This is a genomic window from Stenotrophomonas sp. 10N36 (assembly GCF_056395005.1).
On the sequence record NZ_JBFTIS010000002.1, the window covers coordinates 189792 to 209270 of the forward strand.

General features: G+C 69.7%; 20 protein-coding genes. 10 read left to right on the plus strand and 10 right to left on the minus strand.

The features are described 5' to 3' along the window. Nucleotides 1–341: 341 nt before the first annotated feature. Both AC1DCJ_RS04460 and AC1DCJ_RS04465 read right to left on the minus strand, forming a co-directional pair. Complete coding sequence (locus AC1DCJ_RS04460; protein WP_478070269.1) at nt 342–1298, minus strand: polysaccharide deacetylase family protein; 957 nt, start codon at nt 1296–1298, stop codon at nt 342–344. Between the two features lie 233 nt (nt 1299–1531). Further along, nucleotides 1532–2737, minus strand: a complete 1206-nt coding sequence (locus tag AC1DCJ_RS04465) for an MFS transporter (RefSeq protein WP_478070270.1) — start codon at nt 2735–2737, stop codon at nt 1532–1534. A 346-nt stretch (nt 2738–3083) separates the two neighbouring features. Between AC1DCJ_RS04465 and AC1DCJ_RS04470 the strand changes: the two genes are divergently transcribed. Continuing rightward, nucleotides 3084–3986, plus strand: a complete 903-nt coding sequence (locus AC1DCJ_RS04470; RefSeq protein WP_478070214.1) for a LysR family transcriptional regulator — start codon at nt 3084–3086, stop codon at nt 3984–3986. Nucleotides 3987–4161: 175 nt separating this feature from the next. Continuing rightward, the gene (locus tag AC1DCJ_RS04475; RefSeq protein ID WP_478070215.1) at nt 4162–5772 is read left to right on the plus strand and encodes an ABC-F family ATP-binding cassette domain-containing protein; all 1611 of its coding nucleotides are present in this window, start codon (nt 4162–4164) and stop codon (nt 5770–5772) included. A gap of 9 nt (nt 5773–5781) precedes the next feature. On the opposite strand, the gene AC1DCJ_RS04480 is transcribed toward AC1DCJ_RS04475, so the two are convergent. After that, nucleotides 5782–7113, minus strand: a complete 1332-nt coding sequence (locus AC1DCJ_RS04480; RefSeq protein WP_448135185.1) for a GTP-binding protein — start codon at nt 7111–7113, stop codon at nt 5782–5784. 68 nt (nt 7114–7181) lie between these two features. Here AC1DCJ_RS04480 and AC1DCJ_RS04485 point away from each other — a divergent pair, with 68 nt between their 5' ends. Beyond that, nucleotides 7182–7553, plus strand: coding sequence for a MerC domain-containing protein (locus tag AC1DCJ_RS04485; RefSeq protein WP_478070216.1), 372 nt, complete (start codon nt 7182–7184; stop codon nt 7551–7553). Between the two features lie 71 nt (nt 7554–7624). Here the strand turns inward: AC1DCJ_RS04485 and AC1DCJ_RS04490 are convergent, their stop codons facing one another. Next, nucleotides 7625–7957, minus strand: a complete 333-nt coding sequence (locus tag AC1DCJ_RS04490) for a hypothetical protein (RefSeq protein WP_313246052.1) — start codon at nt 7955–7957, stop codon at nt 7625–7627. 94 nt (nt 7958–8051) lie between these two features. Next, on the minus strand, nt 8052–8312 hold the full coding sequence (locus AC1DCJ_RS04495) for a hypothetical protein (RefSeq protein ID WP_478070217.1): 261 nt from the start codon (nt 8310–8312) through the stop codon (nt 8052–8054). 204 nt (nt 8313–8516) lie between these two features. Here AC1DCJ_RS04495 and AC1DCJ_RS04500 point away from each other — a divergent pair, with 204 nt between their 5' ends. Beyond that, nucleotides 8517–8942, plus strand: a complete 426-nt coding sequence (locus tag AC1DCJ_RS04500) for a hypothetical protein (protein ID WP_159495593.1) — start codon at nt 8517–8519, stop codon at nt 8940–8942. Between the two features lie 23 nt (nt 8943–8965). On the opposite strand, the gene AC1DCJ_RS04505 is transcribed toward AC1DCJ_RS04500, so the two are convergent. Beyond that, the gene (locus tag AC1DCJ_RS04505) at nt 8966–9451 is read right to left on the minus strand and encodes an REP-associated tyrosine transposase (protein ID WP_314403381.1); all 486 of its coding nucleotides are present in this window, start codon (nt 9449–9451) and stop codon (nt 8966–8968) included. A gap of 168 nt (nt 9452–9619) precedes the next feature. Here AC1DCJ_RS04505 and AC1DCJ_RS04510 point away from each other — a divergent pair, with 168 nt between their 5' ends. Further along, the gene (locus tag AC1DCJ_RS04510; protein ID WP_478070218.1) at nt 9620–10072 is read left to right on the plus strand and encodes a hypothetical protein; all 453 of its coding nucleotides are present in this window, start codon (nt 9620–9622) and stop codon (nt 10070–10072) included. Nucleotides 10073–10084: 12 nt separating this feature from the next. Here AC1DCJ_RS04510 and AC1DCJ_RS04515 read toward each other — a convergent pair whose 3' ends face one another. After that, complete coding sequence (locus tag AC1DCJ_RS04515) at nt 10085–10894, minus strand: hypothetical protein (protein WP_478070219.1); 810 nt, start codon at nt 10892–10894, stop codon at nt 10085–10087. Nucleotides 10895–11051: 157 nt separating this feature from the next. Here AC1DCJ_RS04515 and AC1DCJ_RS04520 point away from each other — a divergent pair, with 157 nt between their 5' ends. Further along, on the plus strand, nt 11052–11894 hold the full coding sequence (locus AC1DCJ_RS04520; protein WP_478070220.1) for a class I SAM-dependent methyltransferase: 843 nt from the start codon (nt 11052–11054) through the stop codon (nt 11892–11894). A gap of 43 nt (nt 11895–11937) precedes the next feature. On the opposite strand, the gene AC1DCJ_RS04525 is transcribed toward AC1DCJ_RS04520, so the two are convergent. Then, entirely contained in the window at nt 11938–12111 is a 174-nt protein-coding gene (locus AC1DCJ_RS04525) for a hypothetical protein (protein WP_478070221.1), read from the minus strand. Nucleotides 12112–12131: 20 nt separating this feature from the next. Further along, entirely contained in the window at nt 12132–12944 is an 813-nt protein-coding gene (locus AC1DCJ_RS04530) for an alpha/beta fold hydrolase (RefSeq protein WP_313425621.1), read from the minus strand. A 236-nt stretch (nt 12945–13180) separates the two neighbouring features. On the opposite strand from AC1DCJ_RS04530, the gene AC1DCJ_RS04535 reads away from it, so the two are divergent. The 4 genes from AC1DCJ_RS04535 (at nt 13181) to AC1DCJ_RS04550 (ending at nt 18291) form a co-directional block, all read left to right on the plus strand. Further along, nucleotides 13181–14107, plus strand: coding sequence for a GAF domain-containing protein (locus AC1DCJ_RS04535; RefSeq protein WP_478070222.1), 927 nt, complete (start codon nt 13181–13183; stop codon nt 14105–14107). 535 nt (nt 14108–14642) lie between these two features. Beyond that, nucleotides 14643–15038 carry a BlaI/MecI/CopY family transcriptional regulator gene (locus AC1DCJ_RS04540; RefSeq protein WP_478070223.1) on the plus strand — a complete coding sequence of 132 codons (396 nt, stop codon included), beginning with the start codon at nt 14643–14645 and terminating at the stop codon, nt 15036–15038. Then, entirely contained in the window at nt 15035–16588 is a 1554-nt protein-coding gene (locus AC1DCJ_RS04545) for a M56 family metallopeptidase (RefSeq protein ID WP_478070224.1), read from the plus strand. The genes AC1DCJ_RS04540 and AC1DCJ_RS04545 overlap by 4 nt, the downstream gene beginning before the upstream one ends. A gap of 143 nt (nt 16589–16731) precedes the next feature. After that, the gene (locus tag AC1DCJ_RS04550) at nt 16732–18291 is read left to right on the plus strand and encodes a serine hydrolase domain-containing protein (protein WP_478070225.1); all 1560 of its coding nucleotides are present in this window, start codon (nt 16732–16734) and stop codon (nt 18289–18291) included. 51 nt (nt 18292–18342) lie between these two features. On the opposite strand, the gene AC1DCJ_RS04555 is transcribed toward AC1DCJ_RS04550, so the two are convergent. Continuing rightward, on the minus strand, nt 18343–19383 hold the full coding sequence (locus tag AC1DCJ_RS04555; RefSeq protein WP_478070226.1) for a hypothetical protein: 1041 nt from the start codon (nt 19381–19383) through the stop codon (nt 18343–18345). Between the last annotated feature and the right edge of the window lie 96 nt (nt 19384–19479).

Sequence of the window (19479 nt, forward strand, 5' to 3'; positions counted from 1 at the left end):
GTGACCGGTGTGCGCCGTGGGGTAAAACGCGTCGCCACGCGCCCAAGACCCAACGCGCTACACGTAGCGTAGAGCCGGGCTCTGCCGCGCCGCGTGACCAGTGAGGCGCCGTGGGGGTAAAACGCGTCGCCACGCGCCCAGGACCCACCGCAACGCGACGTAGAGCCGGGCTCTGCCGCGCCGCGTGACCAGTGAGGCGCCGTGGGGGTAAACGCGTCGCCACGCGCCCAAGACCCAACGCGCTACACGTAGCGTAGAGCCGGGCTCTGCCCGGCTGCTCTCATGCTGGAACACGGGAACTGCCGGACAGAGCCCGGCACCACGTTTTCCGGGGACCGGCCCTACTCGTCCGCAATACCCGCCAGCTCCAGCACCCAGCGCGGCACCTTGGGCTCGCCGGCGTAGAAGCTGCGCGGCTTGCCCTCGGCCATCGCCCAGCGGTGGATCCAGCTGATGCCGCCAGCGCCGTTGTAGCCGTCGGCGTGCGCATAGGCCGGGTCCTGCAGCGCCTGCTCCAGGGTGATGAACGTATAGCCCCGGCGACGGGTAGCGGCGATCAGTTCGTCGATGCTGGCCGCGTTGAGCGCATTGGCATGCATCAACCACACCTGCGCCGGCAACCGGCCCAGCAGCTGCCGCGACTGGTCTTCGTAGTAGTCCAGCTTGTTGAGCATGTAGGGCACATAGCCACGTCGCAGCTGGCGCAGCCGCGCCTCGCGCACTACCGGGTCGGCCTCGGTGTCACGCACATGGTCGTAGGCGAACGCCCAGATCCACTCACTGTTGTCCACCGTGACCGGCGCGATGCGATACCCGTGCTGGTCCAGAAAGGCCGCCAGCGCCGCACGTTGCTGCGGTGTCTCCCCGGCACGCAGGTACGGATGGCGGAACCAGCGCGGGGTCTGCCCGCGTTCGGCCAGCAACGGGCGCAAGGTCTGTTCGCCACGCAGGATGTCCTGCTCGTAGGCGTCCAGCCCGATCGCATGCAGGTCCACATGGCCACGGGTGTGGTTGCCCAGTTCGAACCCGGCATCCCGCCAGTCGCGCAGCATCTGCACCCGCGCCGGCTGCACCTGGCCATCGCGCTCCAGCTTGATCTCGTTGACGAACCCCACCACCGGCACCTGCGCCGCCTTCAACGCGGCAATCAGCTGCGCATGGCGTTGCGCCAGTTCCGGATCATCGCGCTCATCCAGCCGCTGCCAGGGCAGGTCGTCGATGGTCAGCGCAATGCGCTGGTCCGGCGCGGCCTGCACGGCAGCGGCAAGTCCCAACAGTCCCAGTCCCATCCAACGCAATACGATGTGGCGCACGCAACCCTCCTGATCCGTGCTGCCACCTTAAACCAAGTGTCATGCGAGGCCGGAAGACGTAGAGCCTGGCTCTGCCGCGCCGCATGACCCGTGGGCGCCATGGCGTACCACGCGTCGCCACGCGCTCAGTACTCACCGCGCGGGGACGTAGAGCCGGGCTCTGCCCGGCTGCTCTTCTGCGGGAATGCCGGGCAGAGCCCGGCACTACACGTCCTCCACTACCGATCCGCGCTGGGCCCCCACGCGCCCGGCCGGCGCATCACCACCACCAACGTGGCCGCCAACAGTGCCAGCACCACCCCCGGCAACCACCGCTCGCCCCACGTTTCCAGCATCACCCCACCCACCACCCCGGCGATGGCGATGGCCAGGTTCCAGCCGGTGACCACGAACGACTGCGCGATGTCGCCGGCTACTCCCGCGCGGCGCGCCACGGCGGTCTGGAACAACGTGGGCACACCGCCGAACGCCATGCCCCACACCACCGTGCCCAGCACCAGCACCCAGGCCGAGGCGGGCCACAGCGCGAAGGCCAGCGCGGCCAGCACGAACCCGGCCGTACTGGCCAGCACCAGCACGCGCAGCCAGCGGTCCACCCACAACCCGGTGATCCAGATGCCCGCCAGTGCGGCCACACCGAACACCAGCAGCAGCCGGTCCAGCCAGGCCACCGCGCCGGACAACGCCGCGAACGGTTCGATGTAGGTGTACAGCACGTTGTGCGCCAGCACGAACAGGAACATGGTCAACAGCGCCGCGCGCATGCCCGGCAGCCGCCACACCGCGCCCAGCGTCTGCCGCGCGCCCGCGCCCGGTGCCGCCAACGCCGGCAGGGCCAGCCGTGCCCACACCAGCAGGCCCACGCTGAGCAGCGACATCAGCGCGAACGCCCAGCGCCAGCCGATGGTCTGCCCGAGCAAGGTGCCGGCGGGAATGCCCAGCGACAACGCCAACGGCGTACCCACCATCGCCACCGCGATGGCGCGCCCCTGCAACCGCGGCGCCACCATGCGGCTGGCATAGCCGGCCACCAGCGACCACAGCAAACCCGCGCTGATACCAGCGACGAAGCGCGCCACCAGCATCACCGCGTAGTGGTGGGTCAGGGCTGTAATCGTATTGACCACCACGAAACCGGCGATCGCGGCCAGCAGCAGCGGTCGCCGCGGCAGGCGCTGGGTCAGGGCGGTCATCGGCAACGCGGTCACCAGCGACCCGAACGCATAGATGGTCACCAGCTGGCCCACCAGCGCGCGGCTCACGCCCAGATCGGCGCTCATCGGCGACAGCAGCCCGGCCGGCAAGGCTTCGGTGAGGATGGTGATGAAGCCGGCGCAGGCCAGCGCCAGCAACCCGGACAACGGCAACCGTTCGGCTGCCATGGGCTCAGCGGCAAGCGCACACGCGCCGGCCTCGCCACTCATGCCAGCGCCGCTCATGCCGGTGCCCCACTGCGGCAGGCGCGGGCGGCAGACAGCACGGCATCAACGGCGGCCAGCCGCAGCGGGGTAAGGAGGGGCGCATCAAGCACGGAGGACATGGCGGCATTCCAGCAACAGGGGGAGCGCCATGCTCGGCCTTCGACGGCGCGCCAAACACCCAGTCAGCGGTCCACACATTCCGGACACTGCATTCCGCAATCGGCGCAGACTCCGTACCAGCAAGGGATGCAGCCGATGCCAGCGCGGCACGCACCACTGCATCCCATCGGCCGTGCGCCGCCGCTGCGTCAGGCCGCTAGAGTGGCGCCTTTCCCCCTTGGGTGCGGCCATGTCGGCACTGGACAACATCGGCAACCTGCAGACCTTCGTGCACGTGGCCGACACCCGCAGCTTCGTCGACACCGGGCGCCTGCTCGGCGTGTCAGCCTCGGCCACCGGCAAGACCATCACGCGCCTGGAGCAGGCGCTGGGCGTGCGCCTGTTCCATCGCAGCACGCGCAGCGTGACCCTCACCGCCGAGGGCGAGCGCTTCCTGCTGCGGTGCCGGCGCATCCTCGACGAGCTGGACGCCGCCCGCACCGAACTGGCCCAGCAGGCCGCCGCCCCGTGTGGCGTGCTGCGGCTGAGCCTGCCGCTGGTGGGTGACCTGTCGCTGCCGATCCTGTCGGCGTTCATGGCCACCTACCCCGGCATCCGCCTGGAGCTGGATTTCGACGACCGCCTGGTGGATGTGGTCGAGGAAGGCTTCGACGCGGTGCTGCGCGTGGGCGAGCCGTCCGACTCGCGGCTCAGCGCGCGCCGGCTGGGCGTGTTCCCGCGCTATCTGGTGGCCTCGCCGGACTACCTCGCACGACGCGGCACGCCCCAGACCCCGCACGACCTGCTGCAGCACGACTGCCTGCACTACCGCTTCCCCAGCAGCGGCAAGCTGGAACCGTGGCCGCTGCCACGCACGCCCGGGGAACCGGCGTTGGAGCTGCCGGTGTCGATGGTGGCCAACACCATCGAGGCGCGCCTGGCCTTCGCGCTGGCCGGGCGCGGTATCGGCTACATCCCCGAGCACTCGGTGCGTGCTGCGCTGGCCGATGGCCGCCTGATGCGCGTGCTGCCCGAGCAGATCCACGCCTGCGGCACCTTCCACCTGCTGTGGCCGTCGGGCCGCCACGTGCTGCCCAAGCTGCGGGTGTTCATCGATTTCGTCAGCGCGCGGCTCACCGGGGTGAGCTGTTGAACAGCGTGCATTCACTCCATTGGCCCGGCGCAAATCTATACTGGCCGTGCGACAGCCAGTCGCCTGTGTAATGAGGTATGCCCGCATGCGCCAGTGATGCCCCGCCGTCTGTTTGACGGCCTGTGTCCTTCCCGCCCCGTGCGTGAAGGGAACCCACGGCATCCCTGGAGGTCGCATGACCGCATTTTCTCTCACGCTCGACCGCGTGACCTGCACCCTGCCCGATGGGCGGGTCCTGTTTTCCGATATCAGCACCCACATCGACACCACCCCGACCGGCCTGGTCGGGCGCAATGGCGTGGGCAAGAGCGTGCTGGCCCGCGTGTTGGCCGGCCAGCACGCGCCCAGCGCCGGCCAGGTACAGCGCACCGGCCGCGTGCACCTGCTGGCCCAGCACAGCGGCGCCCCGCCGGGCAGCATCGCCGCCTTGGCCGGCGTGGCCCCGCTGCTGGATGCGTTGGCACGCATCGAGGCCGGCAGTGTCGACCCCGCCGATTTCACCGCGGTGGGCGAGCGCTGGAACATCCGCGAGCAGCTGCAGGCGCAATGGCAGCAGTTGGGATTGCCGCCGTTGGATCCGGCGCGGCCGGCCGCGTCGCTCAGCGGTGGCCAGGCCATGCAGGTGGCCCTTGGCGGTGCGCTGCTGTCGCAGGCCGACGGCCTGATCCTCGATGAGCCCAGCAACCACCTCGACGCCGGCCACCGCACGCGGTTGCTGGATGCGCTGGCGCAATGGCGCGGCGGCCTGCTGGTGATCAGCCACGACCGTCGCGTGCTGCGCGCGATGCAGCGCATCGTCGAACTGTCGCCGGGTGGGCTGCGCAGCTATGGCGGCAACTACGACCTGTACGCGGCACAGAAGCACGACGAGCACAGCGCCGCCACCGAACTGCTGGCGCTGCGCAAGCGCGAACGGCGCCACCAGCAGGATGCCGCGCGCGAACAACGCGAACGGCTTGAGCACCGCCAGTCACGCGCGCAGCGCACCGCGCGTACGGCCAACCAGGCGCCGATCCTGCTCGGCGGCATGAAGAACCGCAGCGAGCACAGTGCCGGGCGCTGGCAGGCCCAGCAGCTGGAGCGCAGCGCGGTGGTGGACGCCCGCGTGCGCGACGCCGCTGCGCAGCTGGACGATGCCACCGGAATTGCCCTGCTGGCCCCCCGCCAGGCAGAGCCCGGGCCGCAGCGCGTGGCCGAGCTCACCGACGTCCAGCTGCCGTGGGTGTCGCCACCGTGGCAGCACATCACCCTGCAGGTGCAGCGCGGCCAACGCATCGGCGTGCGCGGCCCGAACGGCAGTGGCAAATCCACATTGCTGCGGCTGCTGGCCGGCCAGTGTGAGGCCGTCGCCGGTACCTGCACGGTAGCCGCGCGCACCGCGCTGCTCGACCAATCCCTGTCGTCGCTGCCCGCGCAGGCAACGGCGCTGGAGCTGCTGCGCGATGCCCACCCCGACGGCGGCGACGCCGATGCGCGCACCCGGCTCGCGCTGCTCGGGCTGGACGCCGAACGCAGCCTGCGCCCGCTGTCCACGCTGAGTGGCGGCGAGCGTCTGAAAGCCGCGCTGGCCGCCGTGCTGTACGCGCACGCGCCGCCGCAGTTGTTGCTGCTCGACGAACCCGGCAACCATCTCGACCTGCCCTCGCTGGCCGCGCTGGAGCAGATGCTCAGCCAGTTCCCCGGCACGCTGATGCTCGTCTCGCACGACCCGGCGCTGCTGGATGCCGTGGGGCTGACCCACTACCTGGACGCAGCCGCCGAAGGCTGGTCGTTGACGGCGGTGTAAGCCGCACCGTCAGTGCCGCGACCACGCCGGGAATGCGTCGGGCAGCAGCTGCCACAGCATCGGCCCGGCGCGCATCTCGGTATCGGTGAGCAGGCAGGCGTCGAACTCGGCACGCACCGCGCGCTCGTCCATCTCCACCCCGATCACCGCCAGCTCCTGGCGGCGATCGCCCCACCACGGGTGCCACATCCGGCGCATGGCCTGGTACTCGCCGGCATCGCCCACTTCGTCCATGCCCGGCATGGGCGCGGTCCAGCAGGCGGCCTGTTGGCGCACCCAGCCCACGTCGGTGTACGGCACCTGCGGCGGTGGCAGCAGCGGCGGGGTGTCTTCCAGCCCGGCCTCCACCCGCTGGCGCGCCGCGTACCAGAAACCGGCAGCCTCGGTGCGGGTAGCCGCGCCCACGCTGGACAGCTCGCCCACCCAGTCCATGCGGTTGGCCAGCCAGAAGAACCCCTTGCTGCGGATCACCGGCCCCAGCCCCTGCTGCAGCAGCTGCGCGAAGCGCTGCGGGTGAAACGGCCGGCGCGCCCGGTACACGAAGCTGCTGATGCCGTACTCCTCGGTCTCCGGCGTATGCACGCCACGCAGCGCCTGCATCCAGCCCGGTGCCAACTGCGCCTTGATGTAGTCGAAGCGATGCGTATCCAGCACCTCGTGCAGCGGTACGTTGCCGTGCTCTGACAACACCAGCCGCGCCTCGCGGTTCATCGCGCGCAGCACGGCCAGGGTCGACTGCAGCGTGTCGTCGGTGATCAGGTCGCACTTGCTCACCACGATCACGTCGGCAAACTCGATCTGCTCGGCCAGCAGGTTCACCACCCCACGCACGTCATCGGCACCGGCCTGCTGGCCACGGTCGGCAAGCCGGTCGGTCGAGCCGAAGTCGTGCAGGAACTGCTGCCCGTCCACCACCGTCACCATCGTGTCCAACCGTGCGATGTCGTTGAGGCAGAAGCCGTCCTCATCGCGTACCGAGAACGTGGCCGCCACCGGCATCGGTTCGGCGATACCGGTCGATTCGATCAGCAGGTAGTCGTAGCGGCCCTCGGCGGCCAACCGCTTGACCTCCTGCAGCAGATCGTCGCGCAGGGTGCAGCAGATGCAGCCATTGCTGAACTCCACCAGCGTCTCTTCGGTACGGCGCAGCGCCGCGCCGCCATCACGCACCAGCTGCGCGTCGATGTTGATCTCGCTCATGTCGTTGACGATCACCGCCACCCGCCGTCCCTCGCGGTTGCGCAGCAACTGGTTGAGCAGCGTGGTCTTGCCGGCACCAAGGAAACCGGACAACACGGTTACCGGCAGGCGGGCATCGGTGGGGGCAGCAGTGGCGTTCATGGAGGGACAGGGTCCGCAGCGGAATGAAATGTTACTATATAACATTCACTGATCCGGGCCCCACCCCCATGAAACGCTCCTCAACCCTGCTCGATGCCGGCGCCATCGCCCTGTCCAGCCTGTGCCTGCTGCACTGCCTGGCCCTGCCGATCCTGGCCGCCACCCTGCCCTTGTTCGGGGTATGGGCGCAGGCCGAGTGGGTGCACGTGCTGTTCGTGGCCATCGCCGCCCCCCTGACCGGCTTCGCCCTGTGGCGCGCACACCGCCAGCAGCGCCTGCCTGCCGCGGCCGTCACCAGCGCCGCGCTGGGCCTGCTGCTGTTGCTGGCTGGCGCCGCCGAGTGGCCCAGCCACGACAGCGAAACCCCGATGACCGTCGTCGGCAGCCTGCTGTTGGCGGCCACGCATGTGTGGAACGCATGGCGGCGGCATCGGCATTGAGCGGGCGTCAGCCGTAGCGGCGGACGTGGTGCGGCACCGCGTCAGCGCGCGGCCGCCCGCCATCACCGCATTCAGCGGTGCAGCAGCATCGACACGAGGAACAGCGCCAACGGTGCCGTGCTGACCACCGCACCGACAATCCCCAGCCACGGCCAGCGTTCCTGGCGCACCCGCGAGGCCATGCTGGCCACCAGCCCCACGGCCGCCGCCGCGAGCACGCCGATGGCAACGCCGGTGGTCCCGGCCCCGGCAATGACGCCGTGATTGGCCACGCCGGCCAGCCAGCCGGCCGCACCGCCCACGGGCAGGCCAAGGAAACTGCACAGCCCCAACAGGGGCGCGCGGGTGGCACGCGGTGGTGCGGGAACGGATGCTGGTGCGGGCGAAAGGGTGTCCTGGGGCACAGGCGCTACTCGTCTGGAATGCCTCCACCGTACACCCTGAGCCACATCACCGTGGAAGTGCATCGGGTGGCTGCAGCGTCTGGGCGCAGAACCCTCAGTGATGCACGATGAAGGCCACGATGAAAAGCAGCAGCGGCGCCTTGCTGACCAGGGCACCGGTGACGCCCAACCACGGCCAGCGCTCCTGGCGCTCGCGCCAGGCGATGCTGGCCACCATCCCCACGCCGGCCGCCGCCAGCACGCCGATCGCAGCCATGATGCTGGTACCCACGCCTGCCGTCCCCTGGCCGCCCATGTCTGCCAGCCAATAGGCCGCAGCGCCCAGCGGCAGCCCGAGGAAGCTGCACACGCCCATTACCGGGGGCCGGGCTGCGGGTTGCCGTGGTTGGAACGATGTCGCCGGTGGCGGACGGGGGTGCGGGGGCACGGGCGCTGCTCGTCTGGACTGCCACCAACGTACACCCGGGCGCATGGCAGTGGCGTACACGCTGGGCTCTCTACACAGCGTCGTTGGACGAGGTTGCCTAGACTGCGCCTATCGCCGTAGGAGGTCACCGCCATGCGCCCTGCCGTTTCACTGCTTTTGCTTGCCCCGGTACTGTTGCTTGGCGCCTGCGGCAACCACGACAACGGCGCGGGCGTGTTCTCTGCCGATCCCCTGCTGGGCTGCTACGCCACCCACGCACGCAAACCCGCCGAGTTCCGCATCGAGCAGCAGCAGGGCCAATACTTCGTGAGCTTCAACCGCGACGAGCAATGGCAACGCGATCCCACCGCGCTGCAGGTGTCCTCGCGCGCGGACATCGCCCGCTACTTCAAGGACGATGCCGACCAGATCGACAAGGCGCTGGTCCGGCCCAACGGCGGGTTCGGCATCTTCCACTTCAACCCGGGCGCCACGCTCAAGGGCAAGGACAAGAACAGCGACTACATGGCCTTGGTGCTGATCGGGGCCGGGCCGGTGTTCAAGGTGCGTTGCGGCTGATCCTGGCGCCAACGGGCATCACCTCAGCATGGCACCTCCTCCTGCCGCCCCGTGCGATGGATGGAGCTGTACGGCCACTCCATCGCATCGCGCACGTGACCGTGCTTTACCGGGTTCTGATGCACATAGGCCACGTGCCGATGAAAGTCGTCCTCGTCCAGGATGCGATGCTCACGGAAGCTGCTGTGCCACAGCGGCCGCGCGGAACGATCGCGACGTAGCACCGCGCGCGGCGGCTTGCCCGGCAGGTGACGGTCGAAGATGGCCTGGATCTGTGTCCAGCGCCGATGCCCGTCATCGTCCCCCGCCGGCAGCGTCCACACGCCATGCAGATGGTCGGGCAGCACCACGATGGCGTCGATGCGGAACGGCCGTGCCTGCTGCGCCACCCGGAACGCCAGCCGTAATGCCTGTGCGTGCTCCACCAGCAACCCGGCGTGGGCACGGTGCAGGTGTGCGCTGAAGAAGTACGCGTTGCCAGGCTGCCAAGGGAGGTGATCGCAGGTCATGCACGCAGTGTCCGTGTCCGCCTGCACGGCAACGATCAGGACACGCAGCGCCGCTGGCTGGGAAAGCCGCGCATGCTGCTGTCATCAAATGAGTCGGGGCGGGTCAGACATCCCCTCATCGGGGTGGCGACGCTACACTGCGCGGTCACCTGCACCCGTGGCTGCCTGATGCGATTGTCCGCCCTGTTGTTGCCTGCGCTTGTGCTGCTTGCCGGCTGCGGCAACGGCGATTCGATCGGCCAGGGGCGGTTGATCGGCTGCTATGCCGCACCGGGCGCCCACAGCCGGGAAAGCGTCAAACTGACGCGCGTGGACGGTCGTTACGTCATCGCCTACCGGCGCGCCTCGCCGTGGCGTCAGGTGGATACACCGCTGATCACCCCCGACGACGAACAGCGCGCGGCCCTGTTCAGTGCGGGCGAGCTTGACCAGATCGAAGAAGCGCTGTTGACCCCGGACGGCCAGAGTGGCGTGTTCCGTTTCAAGGCCGGTGCACGCGTCCACGGCGAGGCGCTGAACGAGACGCATGGTGTGATCGAAGGCGGCAAGGTGCGTGCGATGCGCAAGCAACGCTGCCAGTGGTTGTTCAGCCGCGGAACGTTGTTGCGCTACGGCACCTGACGCGCACCGCCGTCAGCGATGCTGCGTCTCGCAGGTGACCCGCGCGGTGGCGGCGATCCGCTCCACCAGCATCCCGTCCTCGCGCCGGCCCAGCCGTTCAAACGCCTTGGAGGATTCGGGCAGCAGCCGGCGCAGCGCCTGACTGACCGGCACCGACCAGGTGGTCACAGCGGCATCGCCTGCGCCGGGGTCACCCAGCACCCACGGCAGCATCAGCAACGTGCGCTCGTTGGAGGCCAGCACCTGCGGTGGTCGGTGCTCGTAGCGGATGACCACTCGCATGGCGGGGTCATCATCGGTCCAGATGCCGTTGGCGTAGTAACGGCCCAGCTGTGCCTTCAGGGAGGCGCGCTGCAGCAGCGCATGCAGCTTGGCCTCGAACGCGCGCGGGGTGCAACCGCGTGTCGGCGTCGAATAGTCCGGCAGCGCCTGCTCCAGTATCCGCGCTGGCCGCACCCGTCGCGCCACCGCGTCCACGCCGCGCTCGCGCGGCCACGGTGGAGCAGAAACCGCCCACAGCAGCTCGGCAACGCGTTGCGCCGGGATCGCATCTGTCAGCACCGCATCCGGGTCTTCCTGGCTGTCCAGCTGCGAGCTGCGCTGGAAGGTGCGTCGGCCAGCGCCCGGTTCCAACCGATGCACTTCGTCCACCCGGCCCCAGCCGCTGTACTGGTAGCGGATCTCGATGGACTGCAGGTCCTGCAAGGCGCCTGCCGGCGGGCCGTGCGGCGCGCTGCAGCCGGTAACCAACGCCACGCCCAGCATCATCAGCGCGCGCGCCCAGCGCGACAAACGGCGGATGTATTCCAACGGTGTGCCCACGTCAATTCCCTGTAAGGCCCTGCAGCGCGGTATGCCGCCGCTACTATAGAGCCTCCTGCCCGGCCGCAGCCTGCCCCCGGGCGCGGTCTCAGGTACGATGCCTTCCCCTGGCTGACCTGACGCCACGCTGCCCCGCAGCCCCGGCGCCCCCACTCCCGTGCCCCATTACACCGGCCCCCTGCTGACCCGCCCGCTTGCCGAAGCCCTCACCCGCGCCCGCGACAGCGGCGCGACCGAATGGACCGGCTCGCTCGACCTCGGCCTGTCCACCGGCACCGCCACGCTGGCTGCCGACCACTGGCTGTGGAAGGACGAACGCTACGACTACCCGGGCAAGACCAAGGACCGCACCCTCTACTACTGGGACGGCGAAGAATTCCTGGCGGTGTCGCGCTTCGGCTCGGCGCTGATCAAGCTGGTGCCCACCGAATGGGATGCCCCCACCTTCGAGATCGACGGCATCAAGATGCTGCCCAGCGCGCAGGTGTCGCCGTTTGAAGACGCGCGGCGCAAGGTGGCGCTGATCGCCCCGGCCGGCAAGACCGTGCTGGATACCTGCGGCGGGCTCGGCTACTTCGCGGCGTGCTGCCTGGAGGGTGGCGTCACTCGCATCCAGTCGTTCGAGAAGAACCCTGACGTCCTGTGGCTGCGCACGCTCAACCCGTGGTCGCCCGACCCCGAGGCGGCCAGCAGCGGCGGGCGCCTGTCGCTGACCCATGCCGATGTGTCACAGGCCATTGAAGGGATCGCATCCAGCTCGGTAGACGCCATCCTGCACGACCCGCCGCGCTTCGGCATTGCCGGCGAGTTGTATTCGCAGGTGTTCTACGACCAGTTGGCGCGGGTGATACGCAAGGGCGGGCGCATGTTCCACTACACCGGCGCGCCGAACAAACTCACCAGCGGCCGCGATGTGCCGCGTGAAGTGGCCAAGCGCCTGGAGAAGGCCGGTTTCAAGGCCGACCTGGCCATGGACGGCGTGCTCGCGGTTCGCCGCTGACGTCGCCGCCCGTTTCCGGGCGACGGCGCGTGAGCGGGGCGCGTTAGTCCCCGCGCGGCAGCTTTGCCGCCCACATGTTGTCCACCAGGTTTGGATACGCCCGGCCGTTTTCTTCGGCCCGTTGCCGTGCGGCTTCTTTCTGTGCCGGTGACAACGGGCGCGAGGCCCCGCTCTTGGGGTTGGGCTTCTTCCACGGCGGGGTGCGGGTCTGGCGCATGGGCAGATGCTACCGCACCGTCACTTGGCCAGGAACGCGACCAACGCCGCGTTGAACTGCTCGGCGTGGCTGGCGTTGCAGCCGTGCGGGGCGTCTTTCAGCACGACCGCCTCGCTGCCGGCAATGGCCGCATGGGTACGCTTGCCCGAACCCTCGTACGGCACCGTGCCATCGCTGTCGCCGTGCAGCACCAGGGTGGGCACGGTGACCTTCTTCAGGTCCTCGCGGAAGTCGGTGGTGCCAAAGGCCTTCATGCAGCCCAGCGCGGCGGTCTGGTCGGACTGCTTGCACAATGCGATGGCCTCCTGGCGCTCTTTCTCGCTGACCTTGAGCTCACCGTTGGCGCTGAAGAAGTCCTTGGTGAAGCCATCGAAGAACGTATCGCGATCACGCTCCAGGCCCTGCTTCATTTCATCGGCCTTGGCCTGGGTCAACGGGCCGTCGGGATTGTCATCGGTCTTGAGCATGTACGGCGGCACGGCCGAGGCGAACACCACGCTGTGCAGGCGCTGCTCGCCATGGCGGGCGATGTAGCGGGCCACTTCGCCGCCGCCCATCGAGAAGCCCACCAGCGTGACATCGCGCAGGTCGAGGTCGTTGATCACCCCGGCCAGATCGTCGGCCAGCGTGTCGTACTCGTAGCCGTCGGCCGGCGTGTCCGAACGCCCGAAGCCACGGCGGTCATAGGCCACCACGCGGTAGCCGGCGTCCTTCAGCACCGGCACCTGTGCCTTCCAGGATTCGGCCGACAGCGGCCACCCGTGGATCAACACCACCGGGCGGCCGGTACCGCCAGTATCTTCAACGTGCAGGCGAACGCGGGAAGCAGTCATGGAAACTCCGTGTGTGGGCGGAAAGAGAGTGGCCGATGCTAGGCAGGCGGCACCGCGCGGCCTGTGAAAAAATCCGCCGCAACGTCTACGCCGCCTGCACAGCCGCGTGAGTCGACGCGGCGTGCAGGGGATGAATCGCGCATCAACCGCAGCGCGCGTCCTCCACCCCGGGTTAACCATTCCACGCAGCGGCGTGCCCTACGCTTGCAACATCGACGACGCCATCAGGACAGTGCATGACCCCACCCTCGCCTGCGCCCGCCACCGAAGCCGACCGCCAACGCGCCCTGGACGCCCTGCATATCGTGGGCAGCCTGCCCGAGCCGGCCTACGACGACATCGTCAAGGTGGCAGCCGCCGTGTGCGGCACGCCGATGGCGCTGGTCACCCTGATCGACCGTGACCGCCAATGGTTCAAGGCGCGCACCGGTCTGGACGGCACGCAGACCGAGCGCAACGTCGCCGTGTGCGACCACGCCATCCGCCAGCCCGACCAGTTGATGGAAATCGGCGACCTGGCGCAGGACGCGCGCTTTGCCGACAACCCCGTGCTGAACGACATCGGCGCACGCTTCTACGCCGGCATGCCACTGGTCACCGAGCAGGGCGCCGCGGTAGGCAGCGTGTGCGTGGTGGACATCACCCCGCGCGAGCTCAACGCGGTGCAGCGCGATGCGTTGCAGGCGCTGGCCCGGCTGACCATGACCCTGATGGAAAGCCGCAGCCGCGAACGCGACCAGCAGGTGGCGACCCTCCTCGACCAGGCCGTGGCCGACGAGGCGGCGTCGCCCGACGCAGGCGGCGCCTACACCGTGGTCATCCTGGAACTGCAGGACCTGGCAGAGCTGGCGCAACGGCTGGGGGAGCGCACCCTGGACCGCCACCTGCAGCAATTGGACCACGCTCTGGAGCAGTGCCTGCAGCCCGAGCGCGGCGACAGCCTCAACCGGGTCACCGGCAGCGGCGAGTTCATTGCGGTGCTGGGCAGCGCCCATGCCCCGGACACCGTGGCGGCGTTTGAGGCGGTCGCGCACGACACCCTGCAACGACTCGGTACGCCGTTGCTGCTGGGCGCGGCGTCCACCGATCGCGGCGAATCCACGAGCGCAGTGTTCCTGCGCGCGGACCAGGCGCTGAGCGCCGCCAAGCAGCGGGGCCACTGACCTTCCTGCGTGTGGGCCGGGGTAGCCGCAGTGCCTGTCTCAATCCATGAGACAGGCACGCCGCATGCTGCATCACGTACCACCCCACAGAGACCGGGACAGATGGACCTTCGCCCGCTTTATCCCTGCGCCACCGCCCCAGCCGTGCTGGCCCTGCCGCGCGTTGCCTGCGGCGGTTTGGCGCGCACGTTGCTGCTGCACGGCGTGGGCGCACACCCCGCCTCGCGTGCCGCGTTGCGCAGGGCACTGCGCAGTACCTCGCAGGCCGGAGCATGCCAATGTTGCCCCGCGGCGCCGCGTTCGCACGGGTGTGCCGCTTCTCCGGCCGCCCGCAGCGCGGCGTGCACAGGCACGGCGGCCTGCGTAGCCAGCGCCTGAGCGCACCGGTTTCGCACCCGCCCAGCAGCCCCACATCCAAGCGCCCCGGGTCCTCGCGCCTGGCACGCGGCCGGCCCCATTACTAATTACATAGTTGACATGCCGAGCGCGGCGGGCGCACGATCCGGTCATCAACTAACAAACCAGTAGACAGCCCATGGCCCGCCCCAGCTCGCCCACCCTGACCGACTCCGAGCGCCGCATCCTCGAAGTGCTGTGGAAGACCAAGGAAGCCTCCGTGCGCGAGGTGGCCGACGCGCTGTCGAAAAAGAAGCCGGTGGCCTACACCACCGTGCTGACCATGTTCAAAGTGCTGGAAAAGAAGGGCCTGGTGACCTACCGCAGCGAAGGCCGCGCGTTCATCTACAGCGCCGCCATCAGCCGCAGCGAGGCCCGTCGCCAGGCCCTGGAAAACCTGCTCAAGTCGTTCTTCAACGGCTCGCCCAGCGTGCTGGCCCAGCACCTCATCGACGAACACAACATGGAGGCCGACGAATTGGCCGCCCTGCAGAAGCGCGTCGACGACGCGGGCAACCCGGGGAAATCGGCATGAGCGCGCACACCACCCACACCCTGCTGACCGTGGCCGTGCAGCACCTGTGGCATGCCGCGCTGTTGCTGGCCCTGGTGCTGCTGGTAGTGCAGCGCGCGCGGCTCAGCGCCGAAGCACGTTCGTGGCTGCTGTGCGGGGCCTTCGCACTGGCCGCGGTGTCGCCGCTGCTGGTGCTGCTGCCCCGCGAAGCGGTCACCGTAGCTGAGGCCGCGGTGGCCCTACCGACTGCAGCACAGTCGACCCCACTACCAACCTCGGCTGTGCCGGCCGCGCCAGCGTCACCCACTGCAACACTGTCCGCTTTCGTACCCACCGCGCTGCAGGCGTTGGCGATGATCTGGCTGCTCGGCACGCTGTGGGGGCTGCTGCGCCTGGCGCAGGGCATCTGGCAGGCACGGCGGCTGCACAGCGCCGCACGCCCTTCGCCCGCACTGGATGCCCTGTTGGGCCCGGCACTGCCGCGCGGCAGCTGCGTTGCCCTGTCCGATGCGGTGGCCGGCCCGATGGTGGTGGGCCTGTTCGCGCCGCGCATCCTGGTCCCACCGCATCTGGCCAGCACGTTGTCGCCACCAGCGCTGCGCGACCTGTTGCTGCATGAAGCCGCCCACGTGCAGCGCCGTGATCTTTGGGTAACCGCACTGCAGCGCACTCTGCTTGCGGTGTACTGGTGGAGCCCGTGCCTGCGCATGCTGGGCAACCGGCTGGAACTGGCCCGCGAAATGGCCTGCGATGCCCGCGCCGCACACCGCTCCAGCAGTGGCCGCGACTACGCCGATTCACTGCTGCGCGGTATCGCCGGCATGGTGCAGCAACGCCCGCAACGCGCCGCACTGGCTGTGAGCATGTCGGGCAGCCGCAGTGGGCTGACGCAGCGCGTGGACGGGCTGCTGCAGTTGCAGCGGGGGCAGGTGAGCTGGCGTACCCGGCTGCGCTGGAGCGCCCTGTGCCTGGCCGCGCTGGCCACGCACGTGGGCGTCACCGTGGCGGCCACCCCGCGCCTGGGCACGCCAACCGTGGTGGCGCCCAACAGCGACACCGCCACACGCACCGCATCGGCACAGGCCGAGCGCCTGCTCGACGCCGCTGCAGAAGGCGACCTCGCCCAGGTGCGGCAGCTGGTGCAGGCCGGCGTCGCGGTGGATACCCAACTTGCCGGTGACGGCACCGCGCTCATCGCCGCCGCGCGCCACGGGCACCTGGCCACGGTAGACGCCCTGCTCACCCTGGGTGCCACGCCGGACCTGGCCTCGCGTGGCGACGGCAACCCGCTGATCGCCGCCGCACGCCGCGGCCACCTGCCCGTGGTAGAGCGGCTGGTAGGCGCCGGCGCCGACGTCAACCGCATCGTCGCCTACGACGAGACCCCGCTGATCAACGCCGCCCGCTCCGGCGACGTGGACACCGTGGCCTACCTGGTCAACCACGGTGCCGACGTCAACCTGGGCGTGGTGGCCGACGCCGGGCAGTGGCGCTCGCCGTTGAACCAGGCGCGCAACAGCCGCGTGCGCGACTACCTGATCCAACGCGGCGCCGTCACCGGCCGCCGCTGATCCCACGCGCGCACCGCGCGTAACCCATCCCTGCAACAACACCCCCACGTGGTGGCCACCCGGCCATCACCGGCCGACTGCGGCCTGCGTTTGGCAATGCCGCACCGGTTCTCCTGCCCGCACACCCCACCCCGAGGTTCCGCATGGTTTCGATCCGTCGCGCTTCCCCTGCCGCCGCCGTGCTGCCGCCCCCCCACATCCTGCTGCGTGGCGCACTGGCCACCACGCTCTCGCTGCTGCTGGCCCTGCCCGCCTTCGCCGGCGACCGCCACGACACCGCCATCGACAGCGCCCTGACCGCCGGCCTTCGCCCCGGCGTGGTGCCCGCCGGCGATCCGCTGCCGCGCTGGTCGCTGCAGGCGCGCATGGCCCACTACCACGTGCCCGGTGTAGCCATTGCGGTGCTGCGGGACGGCAAGCTGGTGCACAGTGCCGGCTACGGCCTGCGCCAGGCCGGCAGCCGCGATGCCGTGAACGCGGACACGTTGTTCTCGGTGGGCTCGGTCAGCAAGGTCATCACCGCGGCCACCACGCTGCGGCTGGTGGCCAATGGCAGCCTCGCGCTGGACCAGGACATCACCACCTACCTGCGCAGCTGGAAGGTACCGGCGACGCCCACCACCCCGACCCCGCAGGTGAGCCTGCGCATGCTGATGTCGCACACCGCCGGGCTCGGCGTGCACGGCTTTGCCGACTACCTGCCGGGCGAACCGCTGCCCACGCTGCTGCAAACGCTGGACGGCATCGCCCCGGCGAAGAACAAGCCGGTGCGCCTGATCCACGCCCCCGGCGAGCGCGGCGACTATTCCGGCGGCGGGGTGATGGTGGAACAGCAGGTGCTTGAAGATGCCAGCGGCCAGCCCCTGGATGCACTAGCCCGCGCGCAGGTGTTCGCCCCCCTGCAAATGCAGCGCAGCCGCTTCACCACCCCGCCGGATACCCTCGACAACATCGCCAAGGCCCACGACGGCGACGGCGCGCCCACCGCCCTGCCGCGCGGCTGGCAGACGTTCCCTGAAGCCGGTGCGTCAGGCCTGTGGACCAGTGCCAATGACCTGGCCGCCTTCGTGGCGGCGCTGACCAACAGCTATCGCGCGCCAGGCGGCTTCCTGCCGCAGCCGATCGCCATCGACATGATGACCGAGGTATCGCCGAGCTGGCATGGCCTGGGCCCGCGCCTGGACGGCAGCGGCGCCACCCGCATCTTCCACCACGGCGGTTCCAACGACAGCTACCGCGCCTGGATCGAAGGCTATCTGGACAGCGGCGACGGCCTGGTCATCCTCACCAATGGCGAGAACGGCGCCGAGCTCACCACCGAGATCCGCAATGCCCTGTCCGACGCACTGGGCCGTGGCGTCAACCCGCCCGTACGCCCCGTCGCGCTGGATCTGCACGCACCGGCCTATGCCGACTACGCCGGCGTGTTCGCGCAGGACCTTTCGGTACCCATGGCGCATCGTCGCGCCCTGGCCGACATCTTCGACATTCCGGCATTGCAGGTGAAAGTGGCCGACGGGCAGGTGCGCGTGGGCGTTGCCGGTCGGCCGCAGGACGGGCACGTACTGCCGCTTGCCCCCAACCGCTTCGTGTCACCGGATATCGACGGACTGCAGATCGAGTTCCACCGCGATGCGTGGGGCAAGGTCAACGCGTTGAGCGTGGTGCATGGCGAGGCGCACGCGTACTACGTGCGCAAGTGACAGCGGCACGCGCTGCAACGCCAGACATTGCAGCGCGCAGGCCGTGACCGCTCAGGCCAGCGCCGCCGAATGCCGCAGCCGCACGCGGTGGTCGCCCAGCACCGCGTACCGCACCGTGAGCGGTGCGCCGGGCACAAGCGCGGTCTGCAGCGCACTGGCCTTGCCGGCCGTGTCCAGCAGGTGCCAATGCCCGCCCAGACGCGCGAACAGCGCATGCTCAACGCCTTGGCGACCATCGTTGCGGCGCGCCCACATCAGCTCCTGCACGGGCCCGCTGACGGTATGGCGGCGCAGCTGCCCACGCTGCAGCCACAGCCGCGCCACCGGGGACCACACACCCAGCAGCCACAGCAGCGCAACGCCCACGCCGGCCCACAGCCACACGCGGACACCCGCGCCGACGGCAGGCACTGCGGCCAGCACTGCGATGCCCAGCAACGCTGCACCACACAGCCAAGCCGCTGCACGCAGCGCCGCTACCGGGCGGGTGCAGAGGTCGCGCCAATCCTGTGCGTCCATCGGTGCGGGCGCATCGGCCACCACCGCCATGCCGGGGTAGTCCACCTGCAGCAGGTGACCGGGATGCGCCGCGCTCCATACCAGGCGCAGCGGCGTGCCCGGTGCGGGCCCCAACACGTGCTGCGGCACGAAGCCGGACAGCGCGTCGGTGCCGGGCGATTCCTCCAGCACCAGGTGGCGGTAGTCGCCCAGCACGTAGCTGCGTGGCGCCCGCGCGAAGCGTGCCTGCTGCGGCAGGATCTCGGCGGACTGCAGCGCACCCTCCATCACCGCCACCTCGGAAGATGCCAGTGCCTCGCGCAACCACACCGGGCGACGCTGCCGCACCAGCGCCGCAGCAACGATGCCAGCCAACCCCACCACCGCTGCCAGAATCATCGGCACCCAGGTGGGCGCAGCATGCGCGCGGTGCAGGCCCAGCCAACCGAAGTAGGCGGTGATCGCAACGGCCAGACAGACGGCAATCAACAGCCACAGATTGCCGGCGGCGCGTTGGCGGGCGAGGTCGGCCTGCAAGCGGGAGCGGAGTTCGGCGGGCATCGCGGTGAGGGTGCGCGGGGAAGGTGGGGACATCCGTAGTCTCGGTAGCGGTGCGTCTACTGCGGACGCGACCGTTGATTATGGCTCACGGGGTCCAGCGCGGCCGCCCGCGACGCGGATTCTCCCTAA